This window comes from Lentzea sp. NPDC042327 (assembly GCF_040647275.1).
GTDB lineage: Bacteria > Actinomycetota > Actinomycetes > Mycobacteriales > Pseudonocardiaceae > Lentzea.
On the sequence record NZ_JBEZBX010000004.1, the window covers coordinates 417,028 to 436,963 of the forward strand.

At 69.9% G+C, this 19,936-nt stretch carries 13 protein-coding genes; 6 read left to right on the top strand and 7 right to left on the bottom strand.

Annotated features, from left to right (window positions below):
* Positions 1–48: 48 nt before the first annotated feature.
* The 4 genes from chvE to AB0A63_RS12815 all read left to right on the top strand — a co-directional run bounded on the left by chvE (position 49) and on the right by AB0A63_RS12815 (position 5,174).
* Complete coding sequence (gene chvE / locus AB0A63_RS12800; RefSeq protein ID WP_360389333.1) at positions 49–1,134, top strand: multiple monosaccharide ABC transporter substrate-binding protein; 1,086 nt, start codon at positions 49–51, stop codon at positions 1,132–1,134.
* Positions 1,135–1,161: 27 nt separating this feature from the next.
* A complete protein-coding gene (gene mmsA, locus AB0A63_RS12805) occupies positions 1,162–2,667 on the top strand; it encodes a multiple monosaccharide ABC transporter ATP-binding protein (protein ID WP_360389857.1) in 1,506 nt (501 codons plus the stop codon).
* Positions 2,664–3,884 carry a multiple monosaccharide ABC transporter permease gene (gene mmsB / locus AB0A63_RS12810; RefSeq protein ID WP_360389336.1) on the top strand — a complete coding sequence of 407 codons (1,221 nt, stop codon included), beginning with the start codon at positions 2,664–2,666 and terminating at the stop codon, positions 3,882–3,884. Before mmsA ends, mmsB begins: the two co-directional genes overlap by 4 nt.
* 192 nt (positions 3,885–4,076) lie before the next feature.
* The gene (locus AB0A63_RS12815) at positions 4,077–5,174 is read left to right on the top strand and encodes an aldose epimerase family protein (protein ID WP_360389338.1); all 1,098 of its coding nucleotides are present in this window, start codon (positions 4,077–4,079) and stop codon (positions 5,172–5,174) included.
* Positions 5,175–5,406: 232 nt separating this feature from the next.
* Here AB0A63_RS12815 and AB0A63_RS12820 read toward each other — a convergent pair whose 3' ends face one another.
* The 6 genes from AB0A63_RS12820 to AB0A63_RS12845 all read right to left on the bottom strand — a co-directional run bounded on the left by AB0A63_RS12820 (position 5,407) and on the right by AB0A63_RS12845 (position 13,831).
* Positions 5,407–7,365 carry a family 43 glycosylhydrolase gene (locus AB0A63_RS12820; protein WP_360389341.1) on the bottom strand — a complete coding sequence of 653 codons (1,959 nt, stop codon included), beginning with the start codon at positions 7,363–7,365 and terminating at the stop codon, positions 5,407–5,409.
* A complete protein-coding gene (locus AB0A63_RS12825) occupies positions 7,362–9,008 on the bottom strand; it encodes a ricin-type beta-trefoil lectin domain protein (RefSeq protein ID WP_360389344.1) in 1,647 nt (548 codons plus the stop codon). The genes AB0A63_RS12820 and AB0A63_RS12825 overlap by 4 nt, the downstream gene beginning before the upstream one ends.
* A 97-nt stretch (positions 9,009–9,105) precedes the next feature.
* A complete protein-coding gene (locus AB0A63_RS12830; RefSeq protein WP_360389346.1) occupies positions 9,106–10,566 on the bottom strand; it encodes a non-reducing end alpha-L-arabinofuranosidase family hydrolase in 1,461 nt (486 codons plus the stop codon).
* Between the two features lie 37 nt (positions 10,567–10,603).
* The gene (locus tag AB0A63_RS12835; RefSeq protein ID WP_360389349.1) at positions 10,604–11,626 is read right to left on the bottom strand and encodes a GDSL-type esterase/lipase family protein; all 1,023 of its coding nucleotides are present in this window, start codon (positions 11,624–11,626) and stop codon (positions 10,604–10,606) included.
* A 230-nt stretch (positions 11,627–11,856) separates the two neighbouring features.
* On the bottom strand, positions 11,857–12,900 hold the full coding sequence (locus AB0A63_RS12840) for a LacI family DNA-binding transcriptional regulator (protein ID WP_360389352.1): 1,044 nt from the start codon (positions 12,898–12,900) through the stop codon (positions 11,857–11,859).
* Between the two features lie 157 nt (positions 12,901–13,057).
* Complete coding sequence (locus tag AB0A63_RS12845; protein WP_360389354.1) at positions 13,058–13,831, bottom strand: FadR/GntR family transcriptional regulator; 774 nt, start codon at positions 13,829–13,831, stop codon at positions 13,058–13,060.
* Positions 13,832–14,103: 272 nt separating this feature from the next.
* Here AB0A63_RS12845 and AB0A63_RS12850 point away from each other — a divergent pair, with 272 nt between their 5' ends.
* On the top strand, positions 14,104–16,473 hold the full coding sequence (locus AB0A63_RS12850) for an RICIN domain-containing protein (RefSeq protein WP_360389357.1): 2,370 nt from the start codon (positions 14,104–14,106) through the stop codon (positions 16,471–16,473).
* Between the two features lie 178 nt (positions 16,474–16,651).
* Here the strand turns inward: AB0A63_RS12850 and AB0A63_RS12855 are convergent, their stop codons facing one another.
* Complete coding sequence (locus tag AB0A63_RS12855) at positions 16,652–18,049, bottom strand: glycoside hydrolase family 6 protein (RefSeq protein ID WP_360389359.1); 1,398 nt, start codon at positions 18,047–18,049, stop codon at positions 16,652–16,654.
* A gap of 461 nt (positions 18,050–18,510) precedes the next feature.
* Here AB0A63_RS12855 and AB0A63_RS12860 point away from each other — a divergent pair, with 461 nt between their 5' ends.
* Positions 18,511–19,866 (top strand): endo-1,4-beta-xylanase, encoded by a 1,356-nt coding sequence (locus tag AB0A63_RS12860; protein WP_360389362.1) that lies wholly within the window; start codon positions 18,511–18,513, stop codon positions 19,864–19,866.
* Positions 19,867–19,936: the final 70 nt, after the last annotated feature.

Sequence of the window (19,936 nt, forward strand, 5' to 3'; positions counted from 1 at the left end):
CTCGCCGCCTACAGCACTGTTGCCTGTCGGTGACATCGAGGAGAACCAATGAGGCTTGTCCGGATCGCGGTCACCACCGCACTCGCCGTCTCCCTCGCGGCCTGCGGTTCAACGGAGAAGACAGTCGATCAGCAGACCGGCTCGGGGGAAGGCGCACTCGTCGGCATCACGATGCCCACCCGGTCGTCGGAGCGGTGGGTCCGCGACGGCGACAGCCTCAAGAAGTCGCTGGAGGCCAAGGGGTACAAGGTCGACCTGCAGTACGCCGAGGACAGCATCCCCACGCAGGCCAACCAGATCGAGAACCAGATCACCCAGAAGGCCAAGCTGCTGATCATCGCGTCGATCGACGGCAAGTCGCTCAGCTCGCAGCTGCAGCAGGCCGCCGACGCGAAGATCCCGGTCATCTCCTACGACCGGCTCCTGCTCAACACCCCGAACGTCGACTACTACGCGACGTTCGACAACTACAAGGTCGGCGTGCAGCAGGCGAACTCGCTGCTGGCCGGGCTGAAGACCAGGGGCGAGGGGCCGTTCAACATCGAGCTGTTCGCCGGGTCGTCCGACGACAACAACGCGACGTTCTTCTTCAACGGCGCGATGTCCGTCCTCCAGCCGCTGATCGACCAGGGCAAGCTCGTCGTGAAGTCGGGCCAGAAGGACTTCAACACCGTCGCGATCCTGCGCTGGGACGCGGCCACCGCGCAGCGGCGCATGGAGGACCTGCTCACCTCGACCTACGGCAGCGCCAAGGTCGACGGCGTGCTGTCGCCCTTCGACGGCATCTCGATCGGCATCATCTCCGCGCTCGGCAGCAACGGCTACGGCACCGGCGGCCAGGCGCTGCCGATCGTGACCGGGCAGGACGCCCAGGTCGCCTCGGTGAAGTCGATCATCAAGGGCGAGCAGTACTCCACGATCTTCAAGGACCTGCGCCAGCTCACCGACGTGGCCGCGAAGATGGCCGACTCGCTGCTCAAGGGCGGCAAGCCGGAGGTCAACAACACCACGGACTACAACAACGGCGTCAAGGTCGTGCCGGCGTTCCTGCTCCAGCCGGTCCCGGTGGACAAGGCGAACTACCAGAAGGAACTGGTCGAGTCCGGCTACTACACCGCCGACCAGCTCAAGTAGGTCCCGGTGAACGACGACGTCCTGGTGATGCGCGGCATCACCAAGAGGTTCGCGGGTGTCACCGCGCTGCACGAGGTCTCGCTGACCGTGCGGCGCGGTGAGATCCACGCGATCTGCGGGGAGAACGGCGCGGGCAAGTCCACGCTGATGAAGGTGCTGTCCGGGGTGCACCCGCACGGCACGTACGACGGGGAGATCCTCTTCGAGGGCGAGCCGTGCGCGTTCGACGGGGTGCGCGACAGCGAGCGCCGCGGCATCGTGATCATCCACCAGGAGCTGGCGCTGTGCGGTCAGCTCTCCGTCGCCGAGAACCTGTTCCTGGGCAACGAGAGGGCGCGGCGCGGGCTCATCGACTGGAACCGCACCAACCACGAGGCCCAGGTGCTGCTCGACCGGGTGGGGCTGCGGGAGAACCCGACCACCAGGGTCGACGACCTCGGTGTCGGCAAGCAGCAGCTCGTCGAGATCGCCAAGGCGCTGTCCAAGGAGGTCAAGCTCCTGATCCTGGACGAGCCGACCGCCGCGCTCAACGACGACGACTCGCAGCACCTGCTCGACCTGCTCGACGGCCTGCGGGACGAGGGCATCACCTCGGTGATCATCTCCCACAAGCTGGGCGAGGTCACCAGGGTCGCCGACACGGTCACCGTGCTGCGCGACGGGAAGACGATCGAGACGTTGCCGGCGAAGGGCCTCAGCGAGGACCGGATCATCGCGGGCATGGTCGGGCGCGACCTGGAGCACCGGTTCCCGCCGCGCACGCCGGACATCGGCGAGGAGGTGCTGCGCATCGAGGACTGGACGGTGCACAGCCCCGCCCAGCCGGACCGGGTGGTCGTCGACAGGGCCACCCTGTCGTTGCGGCGCGGGGAGATCGTCGGTCTCGCCGGCCTGATGGGCGCCGGTCGCACGGAGCTCGCCATGAGCGTGTTCGGCCGTTCCTACGGCGTGGGCATCTCCGGGCGCGTGGTCAAGGAAGGCCGGGAGATCGACACGCGCACCGTGCGCGCCGCGATCGACCACGGGCTCGCGTACGTGAGCGAGGACCGCAAGCGCTACGGGCTCAACCTGATCGACAACGTGCAGCGCAACGTCTCCGCCGCCGCGTTGGGCAAGCTCGCGCGCCGCGGCTGGGTGAACGAGAACGAGGAGAACTCGGTCGCCGAGCGGTTCCGGCGGTCGATGGGCATCCGGACCGCGTCCGTGTCGACGCCGACCGGCACGCTGTCGGGCGGCAACCAGCAGAAGGTCGTGCTGGCGAAGTGGATGTTCACCGACCCGGATGTGCTGATCCTGGACGAACCGACGCGCGGCATCGACGTCGGCGCCAAGTACGAGATCTACTCGATCATCAACGACCTGGCAGCGCAGGGCCGCGCGGTGCTGGTGATCTCCTCGGAGCTGCCGGAGCTGCTCGGCCTGTGCGACCGCGTGTACGCGCTGTCGGAGGGCCGCATCACCGGCGAGGTGAGCCGCGAAGAGGCCACGCAGGAACGCCTGATGCAATACATGACGCGAGGACAAGGTTCATGACCACGAAGACCGCGCCCGCTCCGGCCACCGCGCCCGCAGCACAGCCCCGGCGGTTCTCGATCAACCTGCGGCAGTCGGGCATCTACGTCGCGTTCGCGTTGATCGTCGTGCTGTTCACCGTGCTGACCGGCGGCGACCTGCTGCAGCCGCAGAACATCTCGAACATCATCGTGCAGAACTCCTACGTGCTGATCCTCGCGATCGGCATGATCCTGGTGATCATCGGTGGGCACATCGACCTCTCGGTCGGCTCCACGGTGGCGCTGACCGGAGCGATCTGCGCGGTGCTGACCGTCCAGTGGGGACTGCCGTGGCCGGTCGCGGTGCTGGTGACGCTGCTCGCCGGCGCGCTCATCGGTGCGGCGCAGGGCTACTGGATCGCCTACTTCGGCATCCCCGCGTTCATCGTGACGCTGGCGGGCATGCTCGTGTTCCGCGCGCTCACCATGTCCACGCTGGGCAACCAGGGCATCGGCCCGTTCCCCGACGAGATCCGGGCGCTGTCCAACGGGTTCACCGGCGGCTACCTCGGCAACATCGGCCTCGGCCCGCTGGGCGGCGCCGACCTCGTGAGCCTGCTCGCCGGGCTCGCCTGCGTGGCCGGGTTCGCGTTGTCGCAGTGGCGCAAGCGGTCCGCCCGCCTCGGGTACGGCCAGACCGTCGACCCGATGCCGGTGTTCGTGCTGAAGATCGTGGGCGTGGGCGTCGTCGTGATGGCGGTCGTCGTGCAGCTCGCCCGGTTCCGCAACCTGCCGTGGGTGCTGGTGCTGCTCGCGGCGCTCACGCTCGGCTACTCGCTGATGGCCGGCAACTCGGTGTTCGGACGGCACATCTACTCGATCGGCGGCAACCTGCAGGCCGCCACGCTGTCCGGTGTGAAGGTCAAGGCCGTCACGTTCTGGGTGTTCGTCAACATGGGCGCGCTGGCCGCGCTCGCCGGTGTGATCTTCGCGGGCCGGCTCAACCAGGCGGGCCCGACCGCGGGCGCGTCCTTCGAGCTCGACGCCATCGCGGCGGCGTTCATCGGCGGCGCGGCGGTGCAGGGCGGTGTCGGCAAGGTGGTCGGCGCCATCACCGGCGGCCTGATCATGGGCGTGATCAACAACGGCATGTCGCTGATCGGCTCGCCCAGCGAGCGCGTGATGCTCGTGAAGGGCCTGGTCCTGCTCCTGGCGGTCGCCTACGACGTGTGGACCAAGCGCCGCGGCCGCGCCTGACCCTCCTTGGGATCGAGGGCACCGGGCGCTCCCCGGCGGGGACGGCGTGCGCCGGGAGGCGACGACCGACAAGATGACCTTCGACGGGGTCGGCACGACCAAGCCGGTCGTGCCGACCCCGGAGAGCGTCGCACCACAGCGGATCCGGCAGCAGCACTGCCGGGCCCTGTTCAACTGATCCAGAGGAGTTCGATGTCGCAGCGGGAGCCCGGGCTCGGCCGTGAGCTGTTCGGCCGGCTCGGTGACGCCGACGTGCACCGGTACGTCCTGGCCTGGCCGGGTGGCCTGACCGTGCGGGTGCTCGACCTCGGTGGCGTGGTCCAGTCGGTGGAGGCACCGGACCGCCGGGGTGTCCCCGGCAACGTCGTGCTCGGGTTCTCCTCGCTCGACGAGTATGCCGCGAACAACCGGCCGGGCGCGTCCAGGGTGTTCCTGGGCGCGCTGGTCGGCCGGTACGCGAACCGGATCGCGGGCGGGAGGTTCACGCTCGACGGCACGACCTACCACCTGCCCGTCAACAACGGCCCGAACACGCTGCACGGCGGTCCGGCGGGCTTCGACACCAGGGTGTGGTCCGCGACCGAGCTGCACGAACCGGACAGCGTGGGACTGCGGCTCGAGCTGGTGAGCCCGGCGGGCGACCAGGGCTTCCCGGCGACGGTGTCCGCCGAGGTCACCTACCGGCTGAGCCGCGACAACCGGCTCTCCATCACCTACGGGGCCACCGCGAACGCGCCCACCGTGCTGAACCTGACCAACCACACCTACTGGAACCTGGCCGGTGAGGGCAACGGCGACGTGTACGGGCACGCGCTGCGGCTCAACGCGAGCCGGTTCTGCCCGGTCGACGACACGCTGATCCCGCAGGGCGACCCGGTGCCGGTCGAGGGGACGCCGTTCGACTTCCGCGAGGCGACGCCGATCGGTGCCCGCGTCGACGGCCCCGACCCGCAGCTCGTCCTCGGCGGGGGCTACGACCACAACTGGGTGCTCGACGACTGGGCGCCGGGCAACCCGCCGGCCCTGGCCGCGCAGGCCGACGACCCGGTGTCCGGGCGGCGGCTGACCATGTGGACCACCGAGCCGGGCGTGCAGTTCTACTCGGGCAACTTCCTCACCGCGGAGCTGGTCGGCACCGGCGGCCGGCCCTACCACCGCGGCGCCGGGTTCGCGCTGGAGGCCCAGCACTTCCCCGACTCGCCGAACCGGCCGGACTTCCCCAGCACCGTGCTGCGGCCGGGCGAGGTGTACCACCAGGAGACGGTCTACCGGCTGTCCACGGTGGACTGACCGGGCGTGCATCCACGCGGCGTGCGCGCACGCCGCGTGGATGCACGTCGGACAGCCGCGGCGTCGTTGATCAGCCGTACGGGTGACGCGCGGGCCCTCAGCCGGCGGCGACATGGCCACCGCCCGAGTTCTTCTTCGAGAAGCTCACCTGACCACCGCGCCCCTCGCACCCGCCTCGCAGCTGCTGGTCGGTGCAGCAGAGCCAGGACGGGTGCGGGGGGCGGCGGACCGGTCAGGGGGTGGTGAGCTCGAACTTCGACACGCCCACCGACCCGCCCAGTGCCTGGGTCGCGTGGTTGAAGATGCCGAACCGGTAGCCCATGAAGAACTGCCACTCGTTCTTCAACGTGAACCCGCTGCCCAGCGAGGTGAAGTTCACCCCGTCGGTGCTGTAGGAGAACCGGGCCTGCCTGCCGCTGCCGGGTCTGATGTCGGCGTTGGCGCGCAACCAGATCCGGGTCCCGGACAACGCCGCGCTCGCGACCTCCGTGCCGGTGCCGGTGGTGTTCCAGTTGCTGTCCATGGTCAGGCCGTTGACCATCACCACCCGGTTGCGGCCGCCGTCGCGCTTGACGCCGATCCACGCCGAGGAGTCGCGCAGCATCGCCAGGCCGCTGCGGTCGCCGTCGCGCATCGCGCTCACGTCCAACGCCACGGTGGCCGTGGAGGTCGGGCCCTGCACGCGGTGGGTGAGGGTGTTGCGGGCGCTGTACAGGTCGTTGGTGACGGTCGCGGTGGACAGCCGCAGGCCGTTGTCGACGCTGTACTTCGTGGTGTCGGGGTTGTGGTTCCACTCCCACTGCGGGCCGAGCTTCGTGCCCTGGAACGTGTCCACGCCGATCATCGGTTTCACCTGGCGCGGTGGTGCCGGCAGGTTCGGCATCGGGTAGTTCACGCCCCAGCCGCCGTTGACGGTGGTGATGCGCGGCCAGCCGTCGGAGGTCCAGGTGATCGGGGCGAGCACCGGCACCCGGCCGCCGGGGTAGGCGTCCACGAAGGCCATGTAGTACCAGTCACCGTTCTGCGTCTGCACCATGCCGCCCTGGTGCGGCACGCCGCCGCCCTGGATCGGGGTCGGCATGTTCAGCAGCACCTGCTGGACGGTGTAGGGGCCCCACGGGCTGGAGGCCTTGAGCACGTACTGGCCGTTCGCGGGCCTGGTCAGCCAGATGTAGTAGTTGCCGCCGCGCTTGTAGAAGCGGGCGCCCTCCAGCGTGCCGATGTTCGACGGCGTCTGGAACACCTGCTGCGAGCGGACCTCGGACTTCCCGTCCGCCGAGAGCTGCGCGACGCTGATCGTGGTGTTGCCGTAGGCGACGTACATCGTGTCGTTGTCGTCCACGAGCATGCCCGCGTCGTAGTAGCACTTCGGAATGGTGGCGTGCTTGGCCCACTGCCCGTCGACCGCGGTGGCCGTGTAGATGTGGGTCTGGGCGAAGTCGATGCACCCGCCCCAGTAGAACGTCTTGTTGCTCTTGCGGTGCTGCAGGAACGACGCCCAGATGCCCCGCACGTAGCCGCGGCCACCGTTCATGTCGTACTTGTTGCCGAAGTCCAGCCTGGGCACGGAGTGGCCGGCGAACTCCCAGTTCACCAGGTCGTAGGAGCGCAGCACGGGCGCGCCCGGCGAGTAGTGCATCGTGGAGGCCGAGTAGTAGTACGCGTCGTCCACGCGGATGATGTCGATGTCCGCGAAGTCCTGCCACAGCACCGGGTTGGTGAACGACGACGGCCGGGGCGTGGTCGTCGTGGTCGTCGTGGTGGTCGTCGTGGTGGTCGTGGTCGTGCCGGTGTCGTTGCACGTCGTACCGTTGAGGCGGAACGACACCGGGTCCTGGTTGGCCGAGCTCGTCGTCGCGTTGAAGCCGAAGTCCACCTTGCCGCCGGTGGGGACGGAGCCGTTGTACGACGCGTTGCGGGCACTCACCTGGTCGCCGCTCTGCGTGATCACGGCGTTCCAGTGCTGCCCGACCTGCTGACCGGAGGCGTAGGTCCATTCGAGGGTCCAGCCGTTGATCGCGTCACCGGTGTTGGTGATCGCCACGGACGCGCCGAAGCCGCCCTGCCACTCGGAGGTCTTGGTGTAGGTCACCGAACAGCCGGGTGCGGCCTGGGCCGCGGTGCTCGCGGCGAGCCCGCCCGCCACCAGGGTGACCGCGGCGAGTGCGGCCGCGTACGGTGCGCGCCTCATGACCGGCTCCACTTCTGGTTCGACTGGCCGTTGCAGGTCCACAGCACGAGCCGGGAGCCGTTCGCGGTCGCCGCCCGTTCGACGTCCAGGCACAGACCGGCCTGGGTGTTGCGCAGCGACCCGTCGGCCTCCGCGGTCCAGCGCTGGTTGGCCTGGCCGTTGCACTGCCAGATGATGACCCGCGTGCCGTTGGCGGTGCCCTGGTTGTAGGCGTCGAGGCACTTGTCGCCGAACACCCGCACCTCACCGCCCGCCCAGCTGGTCCACTGCTGGCTGGCGGCGGTGGCGCAGTCCTGGATCGTGGCGTTCGCGCCCGCCGCGGTCGAGCTGTTCTCCACGTCGAGGCACCGGTTCGAGCCCGCACCGCGCAGTCGTGCGGTGGTCGACTGCACCGGGCTGCCGCCGCTCACCCGGAACGCGGCCACGCCGTGCGCCGGGACGGACGCGGAGACCGCGCCGGAGGTCGACGACGTGCCACCGGTCCACAGGTCGGTCAGCGTGAAGCTGCTGCCGGACAAGCCGATCTGGGCGGCCGTGGTGGACACCGTCGCGGTGCCGCCGCCCCGGTTGAACAGGCCCACGGCGACCGAGCCGTCCGACAGCGGCTTGGCGAACACCTCGGTGTTGCCGTCGTCGCGCACCCGTCGGCCACCGGCGCCCAGCGCGTCCTGGTTGACCGCGATCAGCCTGGTGTTGCGCAGCACCGCGCTCACGTCCGCGGACATGGTGCGGATGTCGTTGCCCGCCATCAGCGGAGCGGCCATCAACGCCCACAGCGCGAAGTGCGCGCGGGACTCGGTCAGCGTGAGGCCCGGCCGGCCGACGACCAGCATGTCGGGGTCGTTCCAGTGGCCGGGACCGGCCTGCGCTGCCAGCGGGGCGGTGACGTCGAGGACGTTGCCCACGCCCATGGGGTAGCTGTTGACGTTGCCGTTCTGCCAGATGTCCAGCAGGTCCTCGGTCGTGCGCCAGAGGTCGGCGATCTCGCCCCAGTTGTACTTGTCACCGGTAGGGGCGTGGAAGCTGTTGGAGTTGATGCTGTAGACGATCGGGCGGCCGGTGGCGCGCAGCGCGTCGCGCATGATCGTGAAGCGGGCGATCTGCTCGTCGCGGGTGCCGCTGCCCGAGCACCAGTCGTACTTCAGGTAGTCCACGCCCCAGGACGCGAACGAGCGGGCGTCCTGGGCCTCGTGGCCCTTGCTGCCGGTCGAACCGGGGTGCGTGCCGACGCCCTGCGCGCACGTCTTCTCGTTCGGCGCCTGGTAGATGCCGAACTTCAGGCCGCGCGAGTGGATGTAGTCGCCCAGCGCCTTCATCCCGCTGGGGAACTTCGACGGGTGCGCCCGCAGGTTGCCCGCGGAGTCGCGTTGCGGGTCGAACCAGCAGTCGTCCACGACCACGTACTGGTAGCCGGCGTCGCGCATGCCGGAGGACACCATCGCGTCCGCGGCCTGGCGGACCTGGCCCTCGGTGATGCCGCAGCCGAAGCTGTTCCAGCTGTTCCAGCCCAGCGGCGGGGTGAGCGCCGGGCTGCCGGGCGCGGCGACGACGGGGGACGCGGTGACCTGGCTCGCCGTGACGGCGGCGACCGCGGTCAGCAGGGCGGCGGCGAGGTGCGCCAGTCTTCTCGACCGGGTGGGCATCGTTGCCTTCTCTCGGACAGGGAGGGTGTGGGCGGTTCTGCGGCAGTGGGAGGACGCCGCCGGGGCGGGTGTCCGGCGGCGTCCGGCTGGGGGGCGGTCAGCAGGTCGAGTTGGTCTGCGTCAGCAGGCCGAGCTTCCAGGGCAGCTGGTTGTAGTCACCACCCGCGTTGGGGTCCATGCCCTGGTAGAGGAACTTCAGCTGGCACGGGCTGATCTCCATCGTCTGGTCCACACCGGAGCGGATCATCTCGCCGTGGCTGATGTCACGCGTCCACTGCCCACCGGGGAACGTCACGTTGCTCGCGCGGGCGAACGGGTTCGACTCCTCCGCGGCCAGCGGGGTCCACGGGCCGGTGATCGCCGGTGCGGTCCAGGTGCGGAACCAGCGCCGGCCGTCCGAGCCGATCGCCTCGTGCACCAGCAGGTACTGGTTCTTGCCCGCGATCTTGTAGACGTTGGACGCCTCGAACAACCGGTTGCGGTTGGAGTCCTGCATCGCGATCACGGTGTTGGTGAACCCGTTGGGGTACTGGGCGAGCGTCGTCTCCGAGCGGTACAGGTGGCCGTTGTCGTCGGAGGAGAACAGGTAGCACTTGGCGGTGTCGCAGACGACCCAGAAGTCGACCCAGTAGCCGTTGCCGATGTTGTCGCGGATGATCTGCGGCATGCCGCCCGCGTAGAAGTTCTTCGGCGCCGACCACGAGGACGGGTTCGAGATGTCCGTGGTCGTGGAGTACGACGCGTTCGAGCCCGTCTGGTACACGAGGTACCACAGGCGCTGGGGCGCGAAGTAGAACACGTGCGGCGCGGCCTTGTACCCGGTGCCCACAGCCGTGCGGTCCAGGTAGTAGTGCGGTGCCGAGGACGCCTGCGAGAAGTCCGTGAAGCTCGTGTACATGATGTTGTAGCCGGTCGTGTAGACCGACGCGAACACGTGGTACTTGCCGTTGTGGTAGACGATGCTCGGGTCCTTGACCGAGTACACCCTCGGGTGCGCGGAGTCCGGCTTCGGCGAGATCAGCGCACCGCCGGAGGACCAGCGGAAGCTCGACGGCAGGTTCCCGACCGGCGGGTTGTCCGACGTGGTGGTCGTCGTCGTCGTGGTGGTCGTGGGGCCGACGTCACCGGTGCACAGCGTGCCGTTGAGGGTGAACGCGGTGGGGTTCGGGGAGTTCGTGCCGGACGCGGTCCCGTTGAACCCGAACTCGACCTTGCCGCCGGTGCCGATCTGCGCGTTGTAGGCGACGTTGCGCGCGGTGACGTCGGCGCCGGACTGGGTCACCTGGGCGTTCCAGGCCTGCGACACCTTCTGCCCCGCGTCGTAGCTCCAGGTCAGCGTCCAGCCGTCGACCGCGTCACCGAGGTTGGTGACGCTGACGTTCGCGGTGAACCCGCCGTCCCACTGCGACGGTGCGGAGTAGGTGACCGAGCAGCCGGGGGCGGCCGAGGCGGGCGGCAGCGCGACCGCGGTCAGCGCGGTCACCGCCAGCAGCGGCACCGCGGTGAGCGCGGTGAGCCGGGCTCTGCGGGAGGAGAACAGTCGTCGTACGAGGAACATGATCACCCTTCGACGTCGGAGGGAGGGACCGGCCGGGTCACGCGCAGGTGGCGGTGCCGACCGAGGGCGCACCGGACCCGGAGGCGAGGAAGCCGAACGTGGTGGTGGCGCCGGGGGCGAGCGCGCCGTTGTAGGGGGCGTTGGTGACGTTCACCACGCCGCTGGCGGTACCGCCCCAGAGCTGGGAGATGGTGTGGCCGCCGGGGAGCGTGAACCGGACGGTCCACCCGGTCAGCGCGGTGGCGGTGGGGTTGGCGACGGTCACCTCGGCCTGGAAGCCGCCGTTCCAGGTGCCGGTGACCTGGGCGGTGGCCGTGCACGATCCGCCGGGCTGCGGTTGCTGCGGGTCGCCGACGCTGCCCGGCACCGAGCGCAGCGCGGTGAACCAGGTGGCCGCCATCTTGGCGTAGCCGGCGGCGTTCGGGTGGATGCCGTCGGGCAGGTCCGAGATCGGGACCGACGGGTACATGTCCACGACGTGCACCCGCTTGCCCGCCGCCGCCTTCGCGCGCAGCAACGGCACGATCGCCGCGTTGTAGCCGCGCACGGTGGCGTCGGCGAACCGGATCGGGATGATCGTCGAGACGAACACCTCCGCGTTCGGCGCCTGCGCGATGATCTTGTCGACCAGCGCGGACAGCCGCCGCGGCGCACCGCCCGGATCGCTGCCGTACATGTCGTTGGTGCCGATGTGCAGCAGAACCGTGCGCGGTGTGTAGGTGCGCAGCCAGTTCACGACGTTCGCGTCGACCTGCGCGATGGTCCAGCCGGGGTGGCCCTCGTGGTTGCGGTCGGGCATCGAGGACGGGCCGTCGGCCAGTGACCCGACGAAGTCGACGGACCGCTCGTCGGCCCGCAGCTTCGCCCCCAGGTCGAGCCGGTAGCCGCCGATCGAACCGCCCTGGGTGATGGAGTCACCGAGCGGCATGACCCGCACCGGGTCCGCCGCGACGTCCACAGTGGACTGGCCAGGCGACGTGGACTCCTCGGCCGCCGCAGGCGGTGCCGCCAGCAGGACGGCGAGCGCGGCTGCGCACAGGGCGGTGAGCGGGCTCGGCATGGGTGGGCCTTCCCGGGAGACCGGGGTGGCAGGCCCGTGGTCTCCCTGCGTCGTCGCTGACGAGCGGTCCGCGGCAGGGGTCCGACTCCGGCCAATGTAACCAGGCCGTCACAGCCGGTCAAAGCTAAAGTTGTGAGCGTTAACCTTTAGCTTCACCCACGAGAAGCCGTCGAATTTCATTCGATCGAGCCAAGCACTGTTAACGCACACATCGACCGTTGAGCCCTCCGTCAACGACGCGGAGCGGCCACCGATCCCCCCTCGCGCACCGGCATCGGCACCCGGTGGACCATCGGCGCGCGGGCGTCGCGACCCCGCCGTTCCACCACGTCCACCAGCACCGCGACCGCCTTCGCGCCGAGCTCGTGGTGCGGCAGCGCGACCGTGGTCAGCCGGGGCCGCATCCACGAGGCGACCGGGTGGTCGTCGAAGCCGATCACCGAGACGTCGCCGGGCACCGAGAGCCCGGCCTCGGCGAGCGCCTGGTAGGCGCCGAACGCCAGCCGGTCGTTGAAGCACACCAGCGCCTTCGGGCAGTGCCTGCGCAGCAGGGCGCGGGTGGCCTCGTAGCCGTACTCCGGTGTCCACTTCGGACAGCGGTGGGCGCCGGCCACCTCGACCCCGGCCGCGGTGAACACGTCGCGCAGCCCGAGGAGCCGTTCCACCGCCGCGATGCTGTTCGGCGGCACGTCGTAGGCACCGGGTCCGGCGCCGATCAGGTGCACGCCCCGGTCGTGCCCGGCCTCGACCAGCACCAGCGCCGCCGAGCGACCGGCCTGCAGCTCGTCGGGCACCACCGACGGCGCCCGCGTCCTGGTCCACGCCGTGGCGTTGAGCAGCACGGCGGGGCCGTCGTGCACGCTGTCGGGCACCACGATGGCCCTGGTGTGCATGGCGGCGAAGATGACGCCGTCCGCACGCCGGTCGCGCATCGCCTCGACCAGCGACCGCTCCACCACCGGGTCACCGCCGGACTCGCCGACGAACAGCATGAAACCGTTCTGGTAGGCCGCGTCCGCGGCACCGCGCACCATGTCGCCCGCGAGGCCGGAGGAGGCCACCGCGTCGGACACGAAGCCGATCGTCTGCGACCGGCCGGTGCGCTGGCCCGCCGCGAGGGTGCTGCCGCGCCGGTAGCCCAGCTCCTGCGCCGTGGAGCGCACCCTGCGCTCGGCGGCCTCGGAGATGCGCAGCTCCCGTGCTCTGCCGGTCAGGACGAGCGAGGCGGTGGTGACCGACACCCCGCTCGCCGCCGCCACGTCGGCCAGTGTCACGCGCGTTCGTCCCACTCCGGATCCGCCTCCCGTCGCAGTACGGGCCCCGACCGCGTTGGCCCGGTCGGGAGGTTGCACGAAATGCTCGTGGTCACACGTCTTCACACCGGGCGTTCGCCGACCGGTCCTGGCGGAGGGACCGGCGGCGGGCGCCCGCCTAGCGCTTCAGCCGGCCGGGGTCGCCGGCGGCACCGCGGCGCACCAGCCACGCCTCGGTGATGTGGGTGAACATCGCCGCCGCGGCGCCGGGTGCGTCGTGGGCGGCGATGCGCTCGTAGATGCGGCGGTGGCCGCGGTTGGAGGCCTTGCACATGTCCCGGCCGCTCTTGCCCTGGTAGCCGGACGAGTTGATGACCTGCCCCTCCAGCGAACGCACGACACCGCGGGCGATGCGGTTGCCGGAGGCCTGCATGATCGTGTCGTGGAACTGCCGGTCGTGCTGCTCGTAGGTCGCGGTGTCGTCGACCAGCTCGTCCATCCGGTCGACCAGCTCCCGCAACCGGTCCAGCACGTCCTGCCCGGCCGTGAGCGCGGCGACCTGGGCCATGTCGGACTCCAGCAGCCGCCGGGTCACGACGACGTCGTCGAGGATCGCGAGCGTCTCGTCCTCGGCGATGGTGGCGGCGAGGACCAGCTCGTCGAGCATGTTCCACTGCGCCTGCTGGGTGACCGTGGTGCCCGCGCCCTGGCGGACCCGGACCAGCCCCTTCTCCTGGAGGATCTTGACCGCCTCGCGGATCACCGTCCGGCTCACCGAGAACGTCTCGCACAGCACCGGTTCCGGGGGCAGCGTCGTCCCCGGCGGGTAGCTGCCGCGCACGACCCGCTGCACCAGCTCGGCGGTCACCGCCGCGGCCAGGTTCGCCGGTCGCCGCGTCCAGCCGGGAGGCGCGGTGGTGACCGGCTCCGGCTGCGAACGTGTCGCTGACATCTGGCCTCCGTTGCGCTCCACGACGTCGTTGACGGCGATCCGACAGTATACGTAACACCATTGACGTCACACGTCATACGAGTTACGTTCCGATCTGTTTCCGGACGCGGGTGTTGACACCACGTCCGTGGCCCCTGGTGCGCCAGCCGGGGCCGCGGCCACCCGCCGGGTCGTTCCACGTCTCAGCCACGTCTCCGTCCACACCGGACATCACTCCGCCCGTCGCCGCAACGGGAGGGTGACCAGGCCACGCCCCTGCACGAGGAGGTCCCTTGTCCACGTCCCCCACAGCGCGCCGGCGGAGCGCGGTCGCGCTCACGGCGGCAGTGGTCGCCGCGCTCGTCACCGCTCCCCCTGCCACCGCGGCGACCACCACGCTCCACGCCTCCCCCACGGGCACCGGCACCAGCTGCACCGCGACCGAGCCGTGCGCGCTGCCGGCGGCCCAGGCGGCGGTGCGGTCCCGCACCGGCTCGATGACCGGCGACATCGTCGTGGAGCTCGCCGACGGCACGTACCGGCTCTCCCAGCCGTTGCGCTTCACCGCGGCCGACTCCGGCACGAACGGCTACCGGGTGCTGTGGCAGGCCGCGGCGTCCGCGCGGCCGGTGATCAGCGGGTCGAGGGCCGTGACCGGCTGGACCGTCGCCGACTCCGGAAAGAACATCTGGCGGGCCGACGTCGGCACGGGCCTCGACGCCCGCCAGCTCTACGTCAACGGCGCGATCGCCACCCGCGCGCGCACGCAGCTCAACCGCGCGGACTTCACGTTCACCGACACGGGCATGCGCTTCTCCAACAGCGCGCTGAACTACCTCAACACCCTCGCGAACCAGAGCCGGGTCGAAGTGGAGAGCGTCAACTCGTTCACCGACCGGTACTCGCCGGTGCAGAGCATCAGCGGCAACTTCCTGACGATGCAGCAGCCCGCGTGGAACAACAACACCTTCGGCTACGACACGCTCAGCAAGCCGCACCGGGCGGGCCCGCTGTACCTGGCCAACGCCTACGAGCTCCTCGACTCGCCGGGCGAGTGGTACCTCAACACCGGCACCGGCACGCTCTACTACATCCCGCTGTCCGGCCAGAGCATGAGCAGCACCAGCGTCGAACTGCCGGCCCTGCAGTCGCTGGTCAACGTCGGTGGCACCTACGACGCGCCCGCGCGGAACATCACGTTCGCCGGCATCACGTTCACCGGCACGTCGTGGCTCGGCCCGAGCAGCAACCAGGGCTTCGCCGACCAGCAGACCGGCGCGTTCATGACGGGCAACCAGAACTGGCCCGCCGACCGGATCAACTCCTGCCAGCAGGGTTGCGCGCAGTTCGAGGCGGCGCGGCCGAACTGGGCGCAGATGCCCGCGGCGGTGCAGGTGTCGGCGGCCAGCGGCATCACGTTCACCGACTCGAGGTTCTTCAACCTCGGCCAGACCGCGATCGGCATCGGCAACGACGCCAACGCCCACGCGAGCGGCGTCGGCCTGGGCGCGTCCGGCATCACCGTGACCCGTTCGGAGATCGCCAGGACCTCGGCGGGCGGCGTGGTCGTCGGCGGCGTGCGGGCGGATGCCCACCACCCCGGTGACCAGCGGATGGTCAACCGGGACATCACGGTGAGCCACAACCGCATCCACGACATCGCCGTCGAGTACCGCGGCAACGTGTCGGTGCTCAACACCTACGTCAACGGCGCGACCGTGGCGAACAACGAGATCTACAACCTGCCGTACTCGGGCCTGTCCCTGGGCTACGGCTGGGGCGCCAACGACGCGGGCGGCAGCAACCACTACGCCAACCGCGGCCTGTACAACTACCAGCCGCGCTACTCGACGCCCACCACCGCGGCGAACAACCGGCTGCTCAACAACTACGTGCACGACGTGATGCAGCAGATGACCGACGGCGGGTGCATCTACACGCTCGGGTGGAACCCGAACGCCGAGATCAGCGGCAACCACTGCCTGCGCACCAACGGCTGGTTCGGCCTGTACTTCGACGAGGGCTCGAAGTACTACCGCGCCACCGGCAACGTCTTCTCCAACACCGGCACGTGGGCCACCGCCAACTACTGGGGCGGCGAGAACATGGGCAACTGGACCGTGAGCAACAACTGGTCCACCAACAACAGCACCAACATCACCAACGGCGACCGCGGCAACACCGTCTCCGGCAACGTGGTCGTCTCGAACGGCAACTGGCCGGCCGGTGCTCAGGCGGTGATCGCGAACGCCGGTCCGACCGGCACCGGTGGCGGCGGCCGGCAGAACGTGACGGTCGTCGGCACCCAGTCGGGCCGCTGCTTGGACGTCGCCGCGGTCAGCAACAACACCAGGGCCCGGCTCTGGGACTGCACCGGCAGCACGAACCAGCGCTGGAACCACACCACGGGCCGGCAGCTCACGCTCGGCGGCAAGTGCCTCGACGCCTCCGGCCAGGGCACGGTGAACGGCACCGCGGTGATCCTGTGGGACTGCACCGGCGGCCTGAACCAGCAGTGGAACGTCAACGCCGACGGCAGCATCGCCGGTGCGCAGTCCGGGCTGTGCCTGGACGCCAGCGCCAACGGCACGGCGAACGGGACGCTGGTGCAGCTCTGGACGTGCCACGGCGGCACGAACCAGAAGTGGACGCTGCGCGACTGAGGGGCCGCGCGGTGGGTGCGGGGGCCGGCGCCGTCCGGTCCCCGCATCGAGCCGGGAGAGGAAGATCGTGCGTGACGCCCAGTCCTGCCCAGCTGGCGTGCTCGCGCGGGAGACGGCAGTCCCCGCCACGGCCGGGGTGTGGGCCGTGACGGGGAACCGGTTCCCTGCCCGAGGAACGTCAGGAGGAGCAGGCAGCTCCGTTCAGCGCCGGCGCCTGGAACGGCGGCGTGGACCCCGTGTGGTTCGCGTTGTACCCGATGACGGCCTGGCCGCCGGACGGGATGGAGCCGTTCCACGACGCGTTGGTCACGGTGACCACGTCGCCGCCGTCGCTCCACTGGCCGCTCCAGCCCTGCGTCACGGTGACGCCGGGTGCGGAGAAGGTGAAGGTCCAGCCGTTGACCGCGGCACCGCGGTTCTCGACCACGACCTCGGCGCTGTAGCCGCCCTGCCACGAGCTGAGCAGGCGGTGGGTGGCACGGCAGCCGCCGCCGGGGTTGCCGCCGGTGGTCGTCGTCGTGGTCGTGGTCGTCGTGGTGGTCGTGGTGATCGGGCCCGCCGCCATCGCCAGGTCGTAGGCGCGCTGCGGCACGAACTGGCCGGCCGGGGCGATGCAGCCGTCGGACTCGCCGGGCAGCTTGATCCACAGGAACGCGTCGATCTTGCCGTCGCCGGTGGCGGCCGTGCTGGGGGTGCCGATGGCGCGCCCGGCGGGGTCGCACCACTCGCTGCCCGCGGGGCCGTTGCCGTTGCGGCTGGTGTCGATGACGGCCTTCAACCTGCTGTCGCCCACCGCGTTCAGCACGTTCTTGGCGAAGTTCACCTCGTCGGAGGTGGAGCGGTAGTTGGACACGTTGGTCGAGATGCCGTCGGCGCTGTTGGAGATGTCCGCGGCGCGCAGGCGGTTCGCGGCCTCCGACGGGTTCAGCCACGCGCTGTGGCCGATGTCGAAGTACACCTTGGCCTGGGAGGAACCGGACTTCAGCTTCTTGCCCGCGTAGGCCATGGAGGCCTTGGTCTGGTTCTGCTGGTCGGCGCTCTGGCAGCTCGTCATGATCGGCAGGACGTCGGGTTCCAGCACGATCGCGGCCGGGCGTCCGCCCAGGCCCGCCGCCACCTCGTCCACCCACGCCCGGTACGCCTGGTGCGAGGGCGCCCCGCCGCCGCTGGCGCCGCCGCAGTCGCGGTTGGGGATGTTGTAGACCACCAGGATCGGGATCTTGCCGGCCGCGGCGGCCGCGCCCACGAAGGAGCTGACCTCCGACCGGACCGTCGAGGTGTTCGTGGTGGTGTACCAGCGCGCCTGGGGCACGGAGGCGATCCGGTCGCGGATCACCGCCGCCTTCGAGTCACCGGGGTTCGCCGCCACCCAGCGGGCGCTGGAGCTCGACGGGTCGACGTAGTACGCCGACTCCGCGGCGCTGACGGACGCGCCGCCGCTCACCGCCAGTGCGACGGTGCCGGCCACGAGTGCGCTCGCGGCCGCGCAGGCGCCCGCCGCGCGCCTCCGCGTGCCGGACGAGCGGGACTGGTCACGGGCCGGCGTGCCGGCGCGCGCGGGATCTGTTGCTCTCATTCAGGGGTCCTCGCAGCGTCGTTGCTGTTGCGATATGGGGCCGAACAATTGTGAGAGCGCTCTCACAAACCACCGAAGGGTGATTTCCGCTCGGCAGGTGCGTCCGAACTCGAACCACCGTAGGCACGCCGCCGAGGGCCGGTCAAACGCTAAAAATGTGAGCGTTAACTTTAGCGCTTTGCGTTCGACAGCCCTTCAACAATTCGTGTTCGACAGATTCGATGAGCAGACTGGGAGCGCTCCCTGCATTTTGTAGCCCGTTCAGCTCAATCTCGCCGGGAAACTGCGGCCGTCTTCTTGTGAGCGTGAACATGCAACTGCCACACTCCTTGACAGCAAAGGCAACACCACCGACGCACGCAGCACCGAGCCCGGCACTGGCGCACCGGAGCTCCGCCCGTGCGAACTGTCTGCCCTGCCCATCACGCCCGGCATTCGGGCAAGTTTCGAAAGTGTGGACGATGAAACTGACATCGAGGTCAGTGTCACTTGTGCCAATCGTTTCGACAGTCGCCGCGGCGGCACTCGGCGCGACACTGATCGTCACCGCCACCGCGAACGCGGCCACCACTCTCGGTGCCGCCGCCGCTCAGAGCGGGCGTTATTTCGGCACCGCCGTCGCGGCGCAGAAGCTCGGCGACTCGACCTACGTGAACATCCTGAACACCGAGTTCAACATGGTCACCGCCGAGAACGAGATGAAGTGGGACGCGACCGAGCCCAACCGCGGTCAGTTCAACTACTCCGGCGGCGACCGCATCCTCAACCACGCCATCAGCAACGGCAAGCGGGTCCGCGGCCACGCGCTGCTGTGGCACCAGCAGCAGCCGCGCTGGGCCCAGAACCTCAGCGGTTCGGACCTGCGCCAGGCGGCCATCAACCACGTCACCCAGGTCGCCACCCACTACAAGGGCAAGATCTACGCCTGGGACGTCGTGAACGAGGCGTTCGCCGACGGCGGCAGCGGTGGCCGGCGCGACTCCAACCTGCAGCGCACCGGCAACGACTGGATCGAGGCGGCGTTCCGCGCGGCCCGTGCGGCCGACCCGGCCGCGAAGCTCTGCTACAACGACTACAACACCGACGGCATCAACGCGAAGTCCACGGGCATCTACAACATGGTCCGCGACTTCAAGGCCCGCGGTGTGCCGATCGACTGCGTCGGCCTCCAGTCGCACCTGACGAACAACGCGCCGTCGGACTACCAGGCCAACATCAAGCGCTTCGCGGACCTGGGTGTCGACGTCCAGATCACCGAGCTGGACATCGCGGGCTCCAACCAGGCCAACGCCTACGGTGCCGTGACCAGGGCCTGCATGGCCGTCGCGCGCTGCACCGGCATCACGGTGTGGGGCATCCGCGACACCGACTCGTGGCGCGGTGGCGAGAACCCGTTGCTGTTCACCGGCTCGGGTGCGAAGAAGCCCGCGTACAACTCGGTGCTGGACGCGCTGAACTCGGGTGGCCCCGGCGTGACGACCACGACCACCACCACGACGACGACCACCAGCAACGGCCCCGATCCCGTCGGTGACTGCACCGCCTCGGTGGAGCTCAACCAGTGGGACGGCGGGTTCGTCGCCAACGTGAAGGTCACCGCGGGCTCCTCGGCCCTCAACGGCTGGCGTGTCACGACGACGCTCAACGGTGCCACGATCACCGGTTCGTGGAGCGCCAACCGCAGCGGCACCAGCGGAACCGTCAACTGGACCAACGTCGACTACAACGGCAGCATCGCGGCCGGCCAGTCGACCACGTTCGGTTTCCAGGGCACCGGCAGCGCTTCGGGTCTGAACCCGGCCTGCGCCGCGAGCTGACACCGCACCACGCAGCAGCCGAGGACGGTTCCGCGGACCGGAAGCGCAGTCCGGTCCGCGGGACCTCCCC